The following is a 16511-nucleotide window of genomic DNA, read 5'->3' on the forward strand; positions in this document are numbered from 1 at the left end:
CAAACAAAACAACTTTTACATTTTCACAGAAATCATTTTTCCCGATCAAATACTGCCCTCGCAACAAATGCAGCCGGAAGGGTATAACCAATCAAGGCTTCAGTTACAGCAATAATTCTACCAATTCCATAGGGGATGACATCACCGTTTCCAACTGAAAAAAGAGTCATAGCACTAAAATAAAAACTTGTTTCAAACATATTATGGCGATTATGCTTATACATTTCCACCAATAATGGACTGCCGACTAAATTAAACATCAGGTAGATAAGACCAAAGCCGATAATGACAGTTAAGTATACTAAGCCTAAATAAAGAAAGTTTTCAACCGATGCAAATTTACCTCTAAGCGTTTTTGGGATAAAAAGAGTTCGCAAACTCATAAAAATACAAAAAACAACGATTGGAAGCAAGAAATAGATCATCCTTAGACCACCTCAAAATTTATTTGAGTTATTCTATTTCTATGCATGCTTGGACCATAAAATATCAAAAAACCGGACAACTTATGTCCGGTTAAATCAATTTCCTGCTCCGCGATACTTTTTTACTCCCTGATTCCAAAGAAATACTGAGATTACAAAGAAAACAATACCAATGACAGGTGTTAAAAACGCATACACAAACCATTCTTTTTTTCCAAGAAAATAAGCAGCAGGGTAAACTCCAACAAAGGCAAAGGGCAATACCCATGTTAAAACAAAGCGAATAACTTTATTATAAATATCTACCGGGTAACGGCCATAGCTGCTAATATTGTACATCATCGGCATGATGGACGTTCTGGCATCTGCCCAAAAGCTTATACAGGCAATCATGATAAAAACTCCTCCATAAACAAGAGCACCGCCTATTACAAGAATTAAAAACAATAACGGGTCATACCAGTGCACAGAAAGCCCCAGCCGGCTTCCCGAATAAAACATTACGGCTAGTCCTGTAATGGCACCTAATAAGGATTCTAGTTCAAGCCGTTCAAGAATAATTTGAAACAGGCTATGAATAGGTCTAGTCAGAATTCGGTCAAGTTCCCCCTTCACAATATACCGCTCATTAAAATCCCATATATTAAAAAACGTAGAAAATAAGGCAAACGGCACGAGAAAAAAACCATACATAAAGATAATTTCATCCCGACTCCAACCATTTAACAAACTTGTATGGCCAAATACAATCAAAATAAAGATCAGGTTAATGGCCTGTGATAGTAAATCCGAAAAAAACTCAACAAACAAATCGGCCCGATACTGAAACCTTGTTTTTAAGTATTGAGAAATATATTGAAAAAGCATGGATGTATAAAACATTTTTTACCCTCCTTGAATGATCATTTGTTTTTTTGCCAAGTACCAGAGGAATTGAATAGGCAAAATTAAAATAATCACCCAAACCAATTGTTGAATTAGGGCATTCATTGCTTGCTGGTGGGTGAATCCATTCGTAAAGATCATACTTGGAATATAGCTAATCCCTTGAAAGGGAAGATATTTCATAACACCTTGTGCCCATCCCGGAAAGAAGCTTATCGGAAGGAGCAGACCGGAAAATAAATCAATTACGACCCGCTTCGCCCTGATTAGGCCTGCATTATTATATAAGAAGAATGTTGTAATCCCTGTTAATAAATTGAGTTCTGTATTGATAAAAAAACTTAATAGAATGGAAATAGCAAACAATCCCCATACACCCGGGTCCCAAGTAAATTTCACGGGAAAGACAAACGAAACAATCACTAATCCCGGAGCGGAAAAAAAGAAGAGCCGGAATATCCCTTCGCCAAGCCCCTGCATAATTTTCATTCCAAGGTAGCTGTATGGCCTGATTAATTCAATTGCCACTTTTCCCTCCATGATTTCCAGTGCCATTTCCCTGTCCAGGTTATTAAAATAAAAGGCACGTGCCATCCAGGAAACCGCAACGTAAGTTGTCATTTGAATGACGGAAAGCCCTACGATTTGTTGTTTACCTCCATAAATAGCCGACCATAAAAAATAATAAGCGCCAATATTTATGCTATAAATAAGGATCCCTGTATAATAATTTGTTCGGTAAGCGAGCATCATTAAAAAACGGATTCTAATCATTTCTAAATATTTGTCCACGGTACTATGCCCTCCCTCCTCTTATACAGTGCCTTTCTCATAAATATTCCGAATGATTTCTTCCGTTGAAGTCTCGTTAATTTTGATATCCTTAATTTTAAAAGCAGCTACCACCGTAGCAATCACCTGAGAAATGAGTTCATCGCTATCCTCTAAAAAAGCAGTAAATTCGGTATTTTTTTCATCCATTTCCCACTTAACAGGCATTCCGGCAGTTAATTTTCTTATTGCTGTAAGATCAACTCTCTCTAGGAATTGAAATTGAAGGGCTTTTCCCTCACCCCATTGCTCTTTTAAATCCTTAAGTGCACCATCATAAATAATTTTCCCTTCATCAAGCATGACCACGCGCTCGCATAATGCTTCAATGTCGGAAAGATCATGTGTTGTTAAAAGAATTGTCGTGTGGAACTTTTCATTAATTTCTTTAAGAAATTCACGGATCTTCAACTTAACCAGAACATCTAAACCAATCGTCGGTTCATCTAAAAATAGTAAGGGCGGATTGTGAATTAATGCAGCAGCAAGCTCACATCTCATTCTCTGCCCCAGCGATAATTTACGGACCGGTTTATCCAATAGCGGTTCGATATCTAAAGTTTCAATGACATGCTTCATGTGGTCATTGTAATGTTCATCCGAAACCTTATACACTTTTTTCAAAAGCCTGAACGACTCCTGGACAGCTATATCCCACCACAGTTGCGACCGTTGGCCAAATACGACACCAATTGTCCCGACAAATCTTTCCCGCTCTTTATGAGGATTCATTCCATTAACAGTTACCCGGCCGGATGTCGGTGTTAAAATCCCTGTCAGCATTTTAATAGTGGTTGATTTTCCGGCACCATTTTCACCAATATAACCGACCATTTCCCCCTTTTTCACTGTAAAGCTTATATCATTTACAGCAGGAACAACCTTGTAATTTCGTGTGAAGAGATCTCTAAAAGCACCTTTTAACCCCGTTCTGCTTGAATAGGCTTTAAACTCTTTTCGCAAATTTTTTACTTCTATTACATTCGTCATCCTTATTCCTCCTGATGCTTACCTAAGAAGTTAGTTTAGCCAAATAACGTAAGTAACACAACCGTCCTGCCTTTTATTCCTTCTTATAAAATATTCAAAAAGTTTAAATAGAAAAAAATGATTAAAAAACGTGCTAAAATAAGGAAGAATTTATTTATGAGGAGGAAAAATAGTGCAATTTTCTAATTCAGAACGGTTACATAATGAAGCACTTGAACATATAGTCGGCGGAGTAAATAGTCCATCCCGTTCCTATAAAGCTGTTGGCGGAGGTGCTCCTGTCGTAATGGAACGTGCTCAGGGCGCTTATTTTTGGGATGTTGACGGCAATCAATATATCGACTATCTCGCAGCATATGGACCGATTATTACAGGTCACGCCCACCCGCATATCACAGAAGCCATCAAAAAAGCCGCAGAAGGCGGTGTTCTTTACGGCACACCCACACCACATGAAGTGAAATTTGCAAAAATGCTGAAGGAAGCTATTCCCTCATTAGATAAAGTTCGCTTTGTAAACTCCGGGACTGAAGCTGTGATGACAACAATACGTGTCGCCCGTGCATATACCGGAAGAGACAAAATCATTAAATTTGCCGGCTGTTATCATGGTCACTCGGACCTTGTCCTCGTTGCAGCAGGCTCAGGACCATCAACACTTGGAACTCCTGATTCGGCCGGTGTACCTAAAAGTATCGCCCAAGAAGTAATCACCGTACCTTTTAATGATATTGAACCTTTTAAAGAGGCACTTGCAAAATGGGGCAATCAAATTGCGGCTGTTTTAGTTGAACCGATTGTTGGTAATTTCGGAATTGTTGAACCAAAACCGGGATTCTTACAACAGGTCAATGATCTCACCCATGAAGCCGGCGCCCTTGTAATTTATGATGAAGTCATAACCGCTTTCCGTTTCATGTATGGCGGTGCACAAGATTTATTAGGTATCCGGCCGGATTTAACAGCCCTAGGTAAAATCATTGGCGGCGGACTGCCAATTGGTGCCTATGGCGGAAGAATGGAAATAATGGAAAAGGTTGCTCCGCTTGGCCCTGCTTATCAAGCGGGAACAATGGCCGGTAATCCTGCCTCGATCCTTTCCGGTATTGCCTGTCTTGAAATATTAAAGCAAGAAGGTATTTATGATTACTTAGATCGTTTAGGAGCAATGCTGGAAGAGGGAATTTTGGATGCGGCAAAGGAACACGATATCCAAATTACCATTAATCGATTAAAAGGAGCATTCACGGTATATTTTACAACTGAAAAAATTGAAAACTATGAACAAGCTGAAAATACGGATGGCGAGACCTTTGCTAAATTCTTCAAACTTATGCTTCATCAGGGCATTAATCTTGCTCCATCAAAATACGAAGCGTGGTTCCTTACTATTGCTCATACAGAAGAGGACATTCAAGCAACAATCCATGCAGTTAAAAATGCATTTTCTTTACTTAAAGACGAATAAATATACAAAATTTATACAATAAAAGGGAGTGCTAATCACTCCCTTTTATTTTTATATAGCCATTGAAAACGTTTACAATAAAACTCTTTTAATCAAACTACCACATTTTTCAAGCTATTTTTATATCCAGATTGATGTATATTTATTTGATTTCTGAAAATTCATATGATACTATTATATTATTATTTTGTTTTTATTCCGTTAACTTAATGCCCCAATAAAATACCAAGCTATTTCTTAACCACCTAATAATAATATTTCAATTCAATAGTTAAATAGGAGGTGAAGCGGCTTTTGAGGATTTTCCGATGAAGCCCAACAAAATGACACAAAGATGGACCCCTTCCCTTTTCAAAGATTTTCACAAACATGAGCATGATGCGTGTGGTATAGTCGCTTGCCTTGAAAAAGATAAGCGTCCCACCAGAAAGAATATTTTTGACTGTATCGATGCACTAGTTACAATGAATCACCGTGCCGGTTTTATCAATGGCGAAGGAGATGGAGTTGGAATTCATACCGATATTCCAATTGAACTCTGGAAAGAAAAATTACAAGATGCAGGTCTTGATAGTAAACTAGTCGAAAAAGAAGGATTTGCTGTTGGTCATGTTTTTATCAGCCAAAAAGCAAATTGGCAATCTACTAAAGAGGAATTACTCCAAAAACTGGGAAAATATGAGTTAGAAGTAGTTTTTGAAACAAATCAAGTTACGGACCCATCTGCATTAGGTCCTATCGCAATTCAGGAAAATCCTGTATTTTGGCAATTTGCTTGTTACTCAACTAAAACCGGCCAAGAGCTAACTAAGGTTCTTTTTGAAGCATTAGTTGATCTTGAAACAAATGAACATGTCCACGTAGCATCACTTAGTCAAAATCATGCTGTATATAAAGTAATGGGAGCCGGGGATATCCTGCCTCGCTATTATAAGGACCTGGCAAACCCACTCGTTGCTTCAACTATGACACTTGGACATAATCGCTATTCAACTAATACACTTTCAAGCTTCTTCCGTGTTCAGCCATTCAGTGTTCTTGGACATAATGGTGAAATTAATACCATTTCCAAATTGCGTGATGAAGCTCGGATGATTGGGGTACCACTTGTAAAAGACGGAAGTGATTCACAGGATTTAAGCAGGATCATGGAAACTTTAATCTGCAGGGATGGATATTCATTATTTGAAGCAATGGATGTTTTGTTTCCGCCTATCGTTAATGAAATCAAGGCATATTCAGAAAAACTACAAGATTTATATACGTACCTTCGCGAAGCATGGGGGCACTTTGCCCAGGGTCCTGCAGGGATAATTTCACGCTATGGGGATGAAGCGGTATTTAGTGTTGACGCATTAGGTCTACGTCCGCTTTGGATGCTTGAAACGGAAAGCTCCTATCTATTTTCATCAGAATCAGGTATTCTTCCTTCAAGTGAATATGTGAATGATCCAAAGCCGTTGGCACCGGGTGAAAAAGTCGGCTTTAAATGGAACGGCGAGAAATTAGATGTTTACGAACAAGACCGCTACCAAAATGAGGTTTATAGCCGATTCTCAGATCGATTAAACATTCATGATTCAAGGCTGCGCTTAAATGCACCTGCATTAAGTAAAACCGTGACCATGAATTATCCGGACAAAATTCATAATGGCCAATACAAGGCATTTGGCTGGGAACGTGATCATATTCAATTGATCGAGCAAATGGCTGAAAAAGGCGTTGAACCAATTCGGTCTTTGGGACATGATGCGCCACTAGCTGCCCTAAATCCTGAAAGAAAAAATATTGCTGATTACATCAAAGAAAGCGTAGCAGTTGTTACAAATCCGGCTATCGACCGTGACAGGGAAACAGAGCATTTTTCCACTCGAGTTATCATTGGGAAACGCCCTACTTTATTCTTTAATAAACAAACAGAAACAGTACTTGAGCTAACCTCACCACTGCTTTTAGAAGGAAAAGCCGGATATTATTGTTCAGAAAGCTTAGGGCAACCGAGCTTCGATCAAGTCATTCAGCATTTTCAGGAGAAAAAATTAGCTGCGTTTATTTCTACAACATTCAGTAATGAGGAAACAGTTGATAAAGCATTAGAAAGGCTTGCTAATGAAGCAGTTCAAGCTGTTCACGCAGGTAAATCGCTACTTGTCCTTGATGATGCATTATCACACCAGGATAATTCCTATTGGATTGACCCGCATATCGTCACTTCAGCAATTGATCAAGCGTTGGTTAAAGCTGAACTAAGAAGGGAATGTTCTATCGTTTTACGTTCAGCAGCTATCCGTTCCCTGCACGACATTGTGACAGTATTTGGCTTGGGAGCAGATTTAATCAGCCCTTATTATATGTTCATTACCGTACTTGACGAATCTACAAAGCCGCTAATCAACTTATTTAGCGCTCTAACCAAAGGCCTTGAAAAGGTCATTTCAACCATTGGAATACATGAATTAAGAGGCTATGGACGACTCTTCTCAAGTATCGGTTTACATGAAGATATTGCGAATGTTTTGGGCATCGTTAACTTTTTCGGTTCAAAAGAAATCGCTGATGACTTTGAAGCATTGAAGCTCGATGCAATTTCCAGAGCAGAAGATTACCAGAATGAAAAGGAAAGGATTGGAAAGACATTCCATCTATTCCCTCGAATTTGGAAGGCAATCGGTGAAGTCGCTTCTACTGGTGACTACAATGTGTATCGGGATAAAATTTCTGAACAAGAACAAGAAAACCCTACGACCATTCGTCATTTAGTTCAATTGAAAAAGAGCAATCAATCACTTTCACCATCTGATGTAGATATTCGTGTAGGAGACCATGATTTACCGTTTATTATCTCTTCTATGTCGTTTGGTTCGCAGAACGAGATCGCTTTCCGGGCTTATGCTGAAGGCGCCGATAGATTAAATATGGTAAGTTTAAATGGTGAAGGCGGAGAGATTAAGGATATGCTTGGCAAGTATCCGAAAACAAGAGGACAGCAGATTGCATCAGGTCGATTTGGCGTCAATGCAGAACTGTTAAACTCCTCCAATCTCTTAGAAATTAAAATTGGTCAGGGTGCAAAGCCTGGGGAAGGCGGACACCTGCCTGGATCTAAAGTAACAGCAAAGGTTGCTGCAGCGCGTAATGCAACACTTGGTTCTGACTTGATTTCACCTTCAAATAACCATGATATTTACTCAATTGAAGATCTAGCCCAAATGATTCTGGAATTGAAAACAGCAAATGATCAAGCAAAAATCGCTGTTAAAGTACCTGTTGTTCCTAATATTGGAACAATTGCAGTTGGTATTGCCAAAGCCGGTGCCGATATTATCACATTGAGCGGTTTCGATGGCGGCACAGGTGCTGCCAGAATTCACGCCCTTCAACATGTTGGATTACCGGTAGAAATTGGTGTTAAAGCTGCTCACAATGCCCTTCTGGAGAGCGGTCTGCGTCACAAAGTAGAACTTTGGGCTGATGGCGGCATGAAGAGTGCAAATGACGTTCTAAAGGTAATGCTTCTCGGGGCAAACCGAGTCGGCTTCGGAACATTGGCGATGCTCTCCATCGGTTGTACCACATGCCGCGGTTGCCATTTAGATACATGTCATGTCGGAATTGCCACCCAAATTGAATCAGAGGTACAGGCAAAAGAACACGGTTTACGCCGTTTCGTCCCAAGACAATTTGATTTAGCCGTCCAAGGAATCATGAATCTCTTCACAGCATTTGGCAATGAAGTAAAGTCCTTGGCTGCACAACTAGGAATTCGCAATTTACAGGATGCAGTTGGCCGTTCCGATTTATTAGAACAAGTTAAAGGTCAAAATCAGCTGGATCTTTCTTACCTGCTTAAAACGCTTGAAATTAGCCAATTTACTAAAACGGAAATTTCTAAAGAAATTGCAGAAGTCCAAATGCAAGTTGCTGTGGGGGCAGAGTATCTGGATGGAAGTGTTGAACAATTGCATTCCTCCCGCGAATTCGACAGTGTCACTTCTGAACAGCGGGTCTTGGGAAGCAGAGTTTCCTGCCACAGAGTACGCGGCAGATTAGATGGTTCCTATAAGCAGCTTCCTCCTGTTGTCCTTAAGTATAAAAACGGCTCCATTCCAGGAAATGGTTTAGGTGCCTATAATAGCGAAGGAATCAACATCACTGTTAATGGCGGTGGACAGGACGGAGTCGGAAAAACCTCGTTCGGAGGGAATATTCAAGTCTTGAAATCTAAAGGTAAAAATGGAAACTACTACAATGGCTCTGTTGGAAAAGGTTTCGGCTATGGTGCTCAAAAAGGTCTTCTTGTTGCACAAGGAAATGCTGATGCCCGTGCGGGAATAAGACTTTCCGGAGCAGATTTAATCATTGGCGGTCTTGTCAAAAAGCCTCTTCCTGAACAAGAAGCCGGCAATATCGGCTCCAATGCGAATATTAAAGGCTTTGCATTTGAATATATGACGAATGGCCGCGGCCTTGTATTAGGAGACCCGGGTCCTTGGATTTGCGCAGGTATGACCGGAGGCGTAGTCTATATTCGCCAGCAGCCTGAAATGGGTTTAACAAAAGAAGCCATTCAAAGAAGGATTGCCAAAGGTGCTAAGGTATCTGTTACCGATTTAAATGATAAAGGTAAAAGTGATATCAATGAGCTCTTAGGCCAATATATAAACTTGCTTGAAAGTGACAGCCAGACCGAAGAAGCTAAACAGCTTCAAGAGCTTTTAGCTAATCCGGAAAATCACTTTGTCCAGGTAGTTCCAGTTAAAGAACAAGCTGATCCATCTGTATCAACGGAATGATATAGTAGATTTTTAAAAAACGTTCGCTTTCTAGGCGAACGTTTTTTTTATGTCAGATTTTATAACAAAAATTTAAAATTAAATTCATATAATTTCTCTTGATAATGTGTTTTAATCCATGTATAGTACATTATTGTTCATTAAGGAATAATAATAGCAAATCAATTTTATTGAAAGGAAACAAATTTGAATGAAATTAGGCGCCCGCATTTTTAAAACGGGAATAGCAATCGTTTTATCACTCTACCTAGGTCAATTATTGCATTCACCCTCTCCGGTATTCGCTGGTATCGCAGCCATATTCGCTATTCAACCGACCATTTATCGTTCATATTTAACGATTATTGAACAAATTCAGGGAAATATTATTGGTGCTCTATTTGCTGTCATTTTTGTTATTACCTTAGGAAGTCATTTCATTGTTATTGGATTAGCGGCTGTTATAGTTATCACGATTAATCTTAAGCTTAAACTTGAAAATAACATCGGCCTTTCACTTGTGACCCTCATTTCCATTATGGAAACCCCGGGGGGGAATTTTATTCCGTTCGCAGGTATCCGTTTTTCGACAATTATGATTGGGGTATTTTCAGCATTCATCGTCAATCTCGTGTTTATGCCGCCTAAGTATGAAACAAAGCTTTATTTTAGAATCACCAGTACAACCGAAGAAATTATCAGGTGGATCCGCTTAAGCACACGTCATGATTTTGACCATCAACAGCTGAAAACCGATATAGAAAAATTAAAAGAAAGTATCATTAAAATGGGTCAGCTGTATTTAATGTACAAAGAAGAAAGAAGTTATTTTAAAAAAAACAAATTAGAAAAGTCACGAAAACTAGTAGTTTATAGACAAATGGCTTTAGTAGCAAGAAAAGGGCTCGACACGTTAAAACGACTGCATCGTTTTGAAAATGAGCTGCTTAATCTACCGGAGGACTTCAAACTTTCGATTCAAGAGAAATTGGATTGCCTGATCTATCATCATGAGCAGCTTATGCTCAGATTCATCGGAAAAGTCCCAAACCCGCCTGCTAATATGGAAGCCACTGTTTGTTTAAATAAAAAAGAATTATTCAACCTCTTTTTACATCATTACCAAGAAAATCCAGATCAAAATCCGCATCTTTATCATACAATGCAAATTGTCGCATCCATTATTGATTATGGTGAACAGATTGAACATCTCGATACATTAATTAACAGCTTTCATTCCTTTCACCAAAATGAAGTATCCATTAACGAAGAAAAGCAGGAAATATAAAAAACCGAAGCAGATATCATTCTGCTTCGGTTTTTTCTTTGTTCTCAAGCTGTTGAATTTGAAATAATTTATAATAATTCCCTTGCTTCGCCATTAGTTCTTCATGTGTACCAATTTCAACGATTTGGCCATGCTCAATTAAAACAATTCGATTTGCATGTGTAATCGTAGATAATCGGTGTGCAACAATAAAGGTTGTACGTTCCTTAGCCAGTTCTTCAAGTGCTTCTTGAATGAGATGTTCACTTTCTAAATCAAGCGCCGATGTCGCCTCATCAAGAATTAAAATAGGTGGATTTTTCAAAAATACTCTAGCGATTGCAATCCGTTGCTTTTGCCCTCCGGAAAGCTTAACACCTCTTTCCCCAACCTTCGTGTGATAACCGTCTGTAAGGTTTAAGATAAAATCATGGGCATTCGCTGCTTTTGCTGCCTGGAATACTTCTTCATCAGAGGAGCCCGGTTTTCCTAATAAAATGTTTTCCCTTACCGATTCACTAAATAAAATACTATCTTGAAAAACGACACCAATTTTGTCCCGTAAGGTTTGTACTTTAAATTGCCGAATATCTACGCCATCTAAAACAATTCTGCCTTCTGTAACATCATAAAAACGGGGAATTAAACTTACAATTGTGGATTTCCCGCCGCCGCTCATCCCAACCAGTGCTATTGTTTCTCCTTTTTTTACATATAATGAAAGGTCCTTTAATACCATTTCTTCTTTTTCACCATAGGCAAAACAAACATTTTCAAATGCAATATTACCTTCCACATGCCTGCATTCTATTGCATCGGGTGAATCAATAATGTCATACTTTTCATCCATGAATTCAAAAACACGGTCCATAGAAGCAAACGATTGGGTAATCGTGGTCGAAGAATTGACCATTCTTCTTAACGGATCGTATAGCTTATCAATATATGCAAAAAATGCAATCATTGATCCTAATGAAAGATTGTGTTGAATAACAAGATAGGCGGAGTATCCTATAACAAGTAATGGAGCTATGTCAGTAATCGTATTAACTGTTGAGAATGACTTCGCATTCCAGCTTGTATGCTGCAATGCCTTTTCTAAAAAGTTCTTATTTTGCTTATCAAATTGGGTCTGTTCAAACTCTTCGATTGCAAAGCTCTTAATGACAGACATTCCCTGTACCCGTTCATGCAAATAGCTTTGCACCTCAGCTAGGGCTTGAGAACGCATCCTGGTAAACTTGCGTAAATTGCCAAAAAAGTATCGCACAGAAATCGCATAGAGAGGAAACAGTAGAATGGATACAATCGTAAGGGATACATTCATGGAAAACATAATTACGATTGCAATAATAATTGTTGCAATATCAAGCCATAGGTTCATTAATCCGGATATTACAAATGTTTTCGTTTGTTCAACATCATTTATGACACGGGAAATAATTTCTCCTGCTCTTGTGTTGGCATAATATTTAAAGCTAAGCTTTTGAATATGAGAATACAACGTATCACGTATATCATAGAGAATCTTGCTGGATGTCCACTGCGCAAAATATTGCCGATAATACTCAATCGGGGGACGCAGGAAGATGAAGACAACACCCATTATACCCATAATGAGCAACAGCTTTTGTACCTTATCATGGTCTGATAAAGCGTGATTTCCTAAAATATCATCCACGACGTACTTAATCAGCATTGGAATAATGAGAGGGATCGAAAATTTGATAATCCCAATGATAATCGTCCCAATAATTTGCCATCGATATGGTTTTACAAATTTAAGGTATCTGAGTATGCTATTCAATATGTACCTCCTTACAGTAGTTGAATTGGTGTAAACAAACGAAACCCTGTCGAAAACCTCAACAGGGTGTTAAATGAACAATGTTATTATCGTCTGTATGTTAAATACCGTTCATACCAAATATCAATAAAGTCCGGTGCAAATGGTCCTTTACGCTGACGGATCCAACGAATAAGCTTATCGACATTTCTTTTAAGAATTTGATCGATGACATCCGGGTATTTCATTTCACGGCGATGTCGTTCATATTCATCCTCATCTAACAAATTAAATGTCATATCGGGAAATACTTTTATATCAAGATCGTAATCAATATATTTAAGAGCTTCCCCGTCAAAAATAAACGGTGAGCTAATATTACAGTAATAATAGATACCATCCTCACGAATCATACCAATTACATTAAACCAGTATTGAGAATGAAAATAACAAATGGCCGGTTCCCTTGTTATCCAAGTTCTCCCATCTGATTCTGTAACAATCGTCCGATCATTTCCGCCAATTACCAAACTTTGCGTCCCTTTTAAAACAGTGGTTTCTTCCCAGACGCGATGGATGTGCCCATTGTGCTTATAGCTATGTATTTGTATTGGTTCACCTTCGATGGGTACGCCCACGATTCTCCCCTACTTTCATTCCTGAACGCTTTGTAACCTAATCCAAACATAAATAAACGACAAAAGGCAACAAAGTACAATTCCTATTTTCTACTATTATAACGGTTGTAGGAAGAATTTAAAACAATAGAGCCATTGAATTCAATGACTCTCCTTAAATTTTTGCATATTTTTCATTAAATTTTGGTTTTTCCCCTAAAGTGTAGGTATCAATTCCATTTCCCGATAGGAATTAATAACCTCTTCAGTTTGCTTTTCAAAAATTAACTGGATCTCCTTCAACTCTTTTTTCATTTGATTAATATCAACTTGGATACTCATTAATTTTGTTGCATTCTGTAAGTTTTGCAGTTCTGCTTCAATTTCCTGACAACGCTCAAGCTCAGCTTGAAGATACAGCAATTTTTCCATTGTTGCCATTTGCTCGGAAACTAATCGGTTAAAATGATTCATTCCCCCACCGCCTTATTTTTTTTACCTAATATGTATTCTTGAAAAGTACCATATATCCTTTAACTACTTTTGTAGTCTTTATGGAGGTTTTGTCGAATAGATTGTTTAAGGAGGATATTTCCTTAAAAATTGCAAAATAGAAGGCACTCTTTTTCGAATAAAAGAGTGCCTTTCGCTTTCGTTATCTTAACTTTGACCAAATTGGCCAGAGCCTTGGTTTTTCTTAGCTTGAGATTGTTGGTTTTGTTGTCTTACTTCTTGAGCATTTGTTTCGCTCGCAAATTCAGTTCCAAATTGGCCTGCAGCTCCTGCAGCTCCTGCAGCTCCTGCAGCTCCTGCAGCTCCTGCAGCACCAGCACGTGCTCTAGCTGATTGAGCATTTTGTTGTCTTACTTCTTGAGCGTTTGTTTCGCTCGCAAATTCAGTTCCAAATTGACCTGCTGCACCAGCTGATTGAGCATTTTGCTGTCTAACTTCTTGGATGTTAGTTCCAGCTGTAGTTTTGTTGGCTTGTTGATTGAATTTTGCCACTGTAATCACCTCCACGAGATTATAATAACCACGAGTAGAAGTGACTATGCATGAAAATTATGGCAGAATAATGTCAAAAAGCGGAAGAGCCTTGGCTAGCCTCGAAAAGCGTTGGACGAGCTGACCGTGAAGTCGCTTTTTAACTTCATCGGCAGGATTGAAGCGTCTCGAGGAGCCAGTAGCTGAAGCTGACAAACAAATTAGACGAGCAACGATATTCCGCCATCAACAATGATTGTTTGCCCCCTTATCATGCTTGAGTCCTCTGATAAAAGGAACATGATGCAGTTAACCATATCGTCTATTTCAACCATTCTTCCTGCAGGTGTATTATCTCTTGCTTCTTGAAGTAATTCTTCGCGATTTGGAAAATGCTTTAATGCCTCCGTATCAACAGCACCGCCGGAAACCGCATTGACAACAATATTCTTAGATGCCAGCTCGACAGCTAAATATCTTGTTAATGCTTCGAGAGCAGCTTTTGAAACGCCAACAACTGTATAATTCTTTAGATAACGTATCGAGCCCAGCGAACTGATGCTGACAATTTTCCCTCCGCCATTTTTCTCCATTAGCTTGGCTGCTTCCTGTGCACAAAACAGTAAAGCCTTACTATTAATGTTTAAGGTCCAATCCCAGTGTGATTCTTCCAGTTCCATAATAGGGCGTTGAACGCCGGAGGCTGCATTATTCACAAAAATATCTAAGCGTCCAAATTGCTGTTCAATTTGGGCAAACATATCTTTAATTTTCGCTACATCACCAACATTGGCTTTCACAATTAATACTTTTCTGCCTAACGCTTCTATTTGCTCCGCTGTTTCGAGGGCACCCTTTTTACTTCTAGCATAGTTAATCACGATATCATAACCTGATTGGGCTAACCGTATCGCGGTAGCCTTACCAATTCCCCTGCTGCTTCCTGTTATTAATGCTACTTTTTGTGTCATATTTCTATCCCTTCTAAAAATCAAGTTTTGTAATCATTTTAGCCTTTTTGTGAATAGAAGACAATTTATAACAAAACAATAAAGCAAGACACCTATATGAAAGGAAGACGGAATATGTATAACGGAAGGGATATGACTGAGCTTTCGATGATGTCGAAGTCGGAATGGAATGACAGTGAGCTTTCTTTTTTTCATCATTCATTACAGCAAATTGCTCCATATTTAAATAGCGAGGGGCAGACCATCCATCGGGAAATTATTGAAGAGATTGAAAATCGCGGCGGAATAAAAAGGCAAGAGGCGGACTATGCACATTGAATTGAGGCAAGGTCTTGATTAAAGAACAAAAATGAACGCCTAAAAAAACGGCGTTCATTCCTTTTGATACTCATGATAAAGCTTAAGCATCTTTTGCGACGAAACAGGAAAGGTAAACTCGTTCATTTCTTCCAATGAAACAAGTTTCCACTCATCACTTTCTTTAAACCCGGTACATATCTTACCTGAGTGAATATTAATATTCCAAACTAAATGTGAAAAAACATGTTCAATCTGCCCAATAATTTTTTCAAGTTTTATTTTTAAATCATAGGTTTGCTTAAATTGGTCAATAATTTGCTCTCGGTCATTTTCTATAGGATGATGAATTTCTATATTTGGTAATTCCCATAAATTAGCCAATAAACCTTTTGCGGGGCGTTTATGAATCAGTATTTTACCATCTTTATCAGTCAAAATTACAGCAGCTAATTGAACATCACGCACTTTATTTTTTTTTGATTTAATTGGAAGCTCTGCTTGCACCCCTTCATAAAAAGCCTGGCAATGGTCACGAACCGGGCATAATAAACAGGATGGGGATGTAGGTGTACAAATTAAAGCACCTAACTCCATTAATGCCTGATTAAATTCAGATGGTTCTTCATGGGAAATTAATTCTCTTACAACCTGCTCGAAAACCTTTCGAGAAGACGGTTTAGCTATATCTTCCCAAATAGAAAGGATCCTTGATAAAACTCTCATTACATTTCCATCAACAGCAGGCTCAGGGATTCCATATGCGATACTTAAGATTGCTCCAGCCGTATATGGGCCAATCCCCTTAAGCTCTGAAATCTCTTTTGGAGTATTCGGTACAACACCATTATATTTCTCTTTTACTTCTCTCACGGCTGATTGTAAATTTCGGACTCTTGAGTAATAACCGAGTCCTTCCCATGCTTTTAATACTTTATCTTCATTGGCGTCAGCCAGGTCTTCAATAGTAGGAAACCATTCAATAAAACGATTAAAATATGGAATGACGGTATCGACTCTCGTTTGCTGAAGCATAATTTCTGAAACCCAAACTTTATATGGGTCTTGGTCTTTTCTCCATGGCAGGCTCCGTTGTTCTGCTTTAAACCAAGAAATTAAATCATTCTGAAATCCATCTATATCTAGCTTATCAATATTTTTAACGACATTTACCATTACTTTAGTGCCTCCAGCTTGTTAAACATTATGAAATAAGGG

14 protein-coding genes are annotated in these 16511 nt (G+C 38.6%); 4 read left to right on the forward strand and 10 right to left on the reverse strand.

Features of this window, described 5'->3' with window-relative positions; translation table 11 throughout:
* Nucleotides 1-32: 32 nt before the first annotated feature.
* The 4 genes from AC3ANV_RS23195 to AC3ANV_RS23210 form a co-directional block, all read right to left on the reverse strand.
* A complete protein-coding gene (locus AC3ANV_RS23195) occupies nucleotides 33-425 on the reverse strand; it encodes an ion channel (RefSeq protein WP_488310987.1) in 393 nt (130 codons plus the stop codon).
* 96 nt (nucleotides 426-521) lie between these two features.
* Nucleotides 522-1307, reverse strand: coding sequence for an ABC transporter permease (locus AC3ANV_RS23200; protein ID WP_488310988.1), 786 nt, complete (start codon nucleotides 1305-1307; stop codon nucleotides 522-524).
* A 3-nt stretch (nucleotides 1308-1310) separates the two neighbouring features.
* Nucleotides 1311-2102: an ABC transporter permease gene (locus AC3ANV_RS23205; RefSeq protein WP_488310989.1), complete on the reverse strand. Its 792-nt coding sequence runs from the start codon at nucleotides 2100-2102 to the stop codon at nucleotides 1311-1313.
* 21 nt (nucleotides 2103-2123) lie between these two features.
* Entirely contained in the window at nucleotides 2124-3131 is a 1008-nt protein-coding gene (locus AC3ANV_RS23210; RefSeq protein WP_488310990.1) for an ABC transporter ATP-binding protein, read from the reverse strand.
* A 172-nt stretch (nucleotides 3132-3303) separates the two neighbouring features.
* On the opposite strand from AC3ANV_RS23210, the gene AC3ANV_RS23215 reads away from it, so the two are divergent.
* The 3 genes from AC3ANV_RS23215 (at nucleotide 3304) to AC3ANV_RS23225 (ending at nucleotide 10659) form a co-directional block, all read left to right on the forward strand.
* Nucleotides 3304-4599: a glutamate-1-semialdehyde 2,1-aminomutase gene (locus tag AC3ANV_RS23215; protein ID WP_488310991.1), complete on the forward strand. Its 1296-nt coding sequence runs from the start codon at nucleotides 3304-3306 to the stop codon at nucleotides 4597-4599.
* A 323-nt stretch (nucleotides 4600-4922) separates the two neighbouring features.
* Nucleotides 4923-9392: a glutamate synthase-related protein gene (locus tag AC3ANV_RS23220; protein WP_488314313.1), complete on the forward strand. Its 4470-nt coding sequence runs from the start codon at nucleotides 4923-4925 to the stop codon at nucleotides 9390-9392.
* Nucleotides 9393-9582: 190 nt separating this feature from the next.
* Nucleotides 9583-10659: an FUSC family protein gene (locus AC3ANV_RS23225; RefSeq protein WP_488310992.1), complete on the forward strand. Its 1077-nt coding sequence runs from the start codon at nucleotides 9583-9585 to the stop codon at nucleotides 10657-10659.
* A gap of 16 nt (nucleotides 10660-10675) precedes the next feature.
* Here AC3ANV_RS23225 and AC3ANV_RS23230 read toward each other — a convergent pair whose 3' ends face one another.
* From AC3ANV_RS23230 to fabL, 5 genes are all read right to left on the reverse strand, one after another.
* Entirely contained in the window at nucleotides 10676-12445 is a 1770-nt protein-coding gene (locus AC3ANV_RS23230; RefSeq protein ID WP_488310993.1) for an ABC transporter ATP-binding protein, read from the reverse strand.
* Nucleotides 12446-12531: 86 nt separating this feature from the next.
* The gene (gene ntdP, locus AC3ANV_RS23235; RefSeq protein ID WP_488310994.1) at nucleotides 12532-13062 is read right to left on the reverse strand and encodes a nucleoside tri-diphosphate phosphatase; all 531 of its coding nucleotides are present in this window, start codon (nucleotides 13060-13062) and stop codon (nucleotides 12532-12534) included.
* A gap of 195 nt (nucleotides 13063-13257) precedes the next feature.
* The gene (locus AC3ANV_RS23240; protein ID WP_488310995.1) at nucleotides 13258-13515 is read right to left on the reverse strand and encodes a YgaB family protein; all 258 of its coding nucleotides are present in this window, start codon (nucleotides 13513-13515) and stop codon (nucleotides 13258-13260) included.
* A 186-nt stretch (nucleotides 13516-13701) separates the two neighbouring features.
* Nucleotides 13702-14046, reverse strand: coding sequence for a gamma-type small acid-soluble spore protein (locus tag AC3ANV_RS23245; RefSeq protein WP_488310996.1), 345 nt, complete (start codon nucleotides 14044-14046; stop codon nucleotides 13702-13704).
* Between the two features lie 200 nt (nucleotides 14047-14246).
* Nucleotides 14247-14996, reverse strand: coding sequence for an enoyl-[acyl-carrier-protein] reductase FabL (gene fabL / locus AC3ANV_RS23250; RefSeq protein WP_488310997.1), 750 nt, complete (start codon nucleotides 14994-14996; stop codon nucleotides 14247-14249).
* Nucleotides 14997-15110: 114 nt separating this feature from the next.
* Between fabL and AC3ANV_RS23255 the strand changes: the two genes are divergently transcribed.
* Nucleotides 15111-15314: a hypothetical protein gene (locus AC3ANV_RS23255; protein WP_488310998.1), complete on the forward strand. Its 204-nt coding sequence runs from the start codon at nucleotides 15111-15113 to the stop codon at nucleotides 15312-15314.
* A 54-nt stretch (nucleotides 15315-15368) separates the two neighbouring features.
* Here the strand turns inward: AC3ANV_RS23255 and mutY are convergent, their stop codons facing one another.
* Nucleotides 15369-16469 (reverse strand): A/G-specific adenine glycosylase, encoded by a 1101-nt coding sequence (gene mutY, locus AC3ANV_RS23260; protein WP_488310999.1) that lies wholly within the window; start codon nucleotides 16467-16469, stop codon nucleotides 15369-15371.
* Nucleotides 16470-16511 lie beyond the last annotated feature (42 nt).

The sequence above is a fragment of the Neobacillus sp. DFD-2R genome (assembly GCF_057747865.1).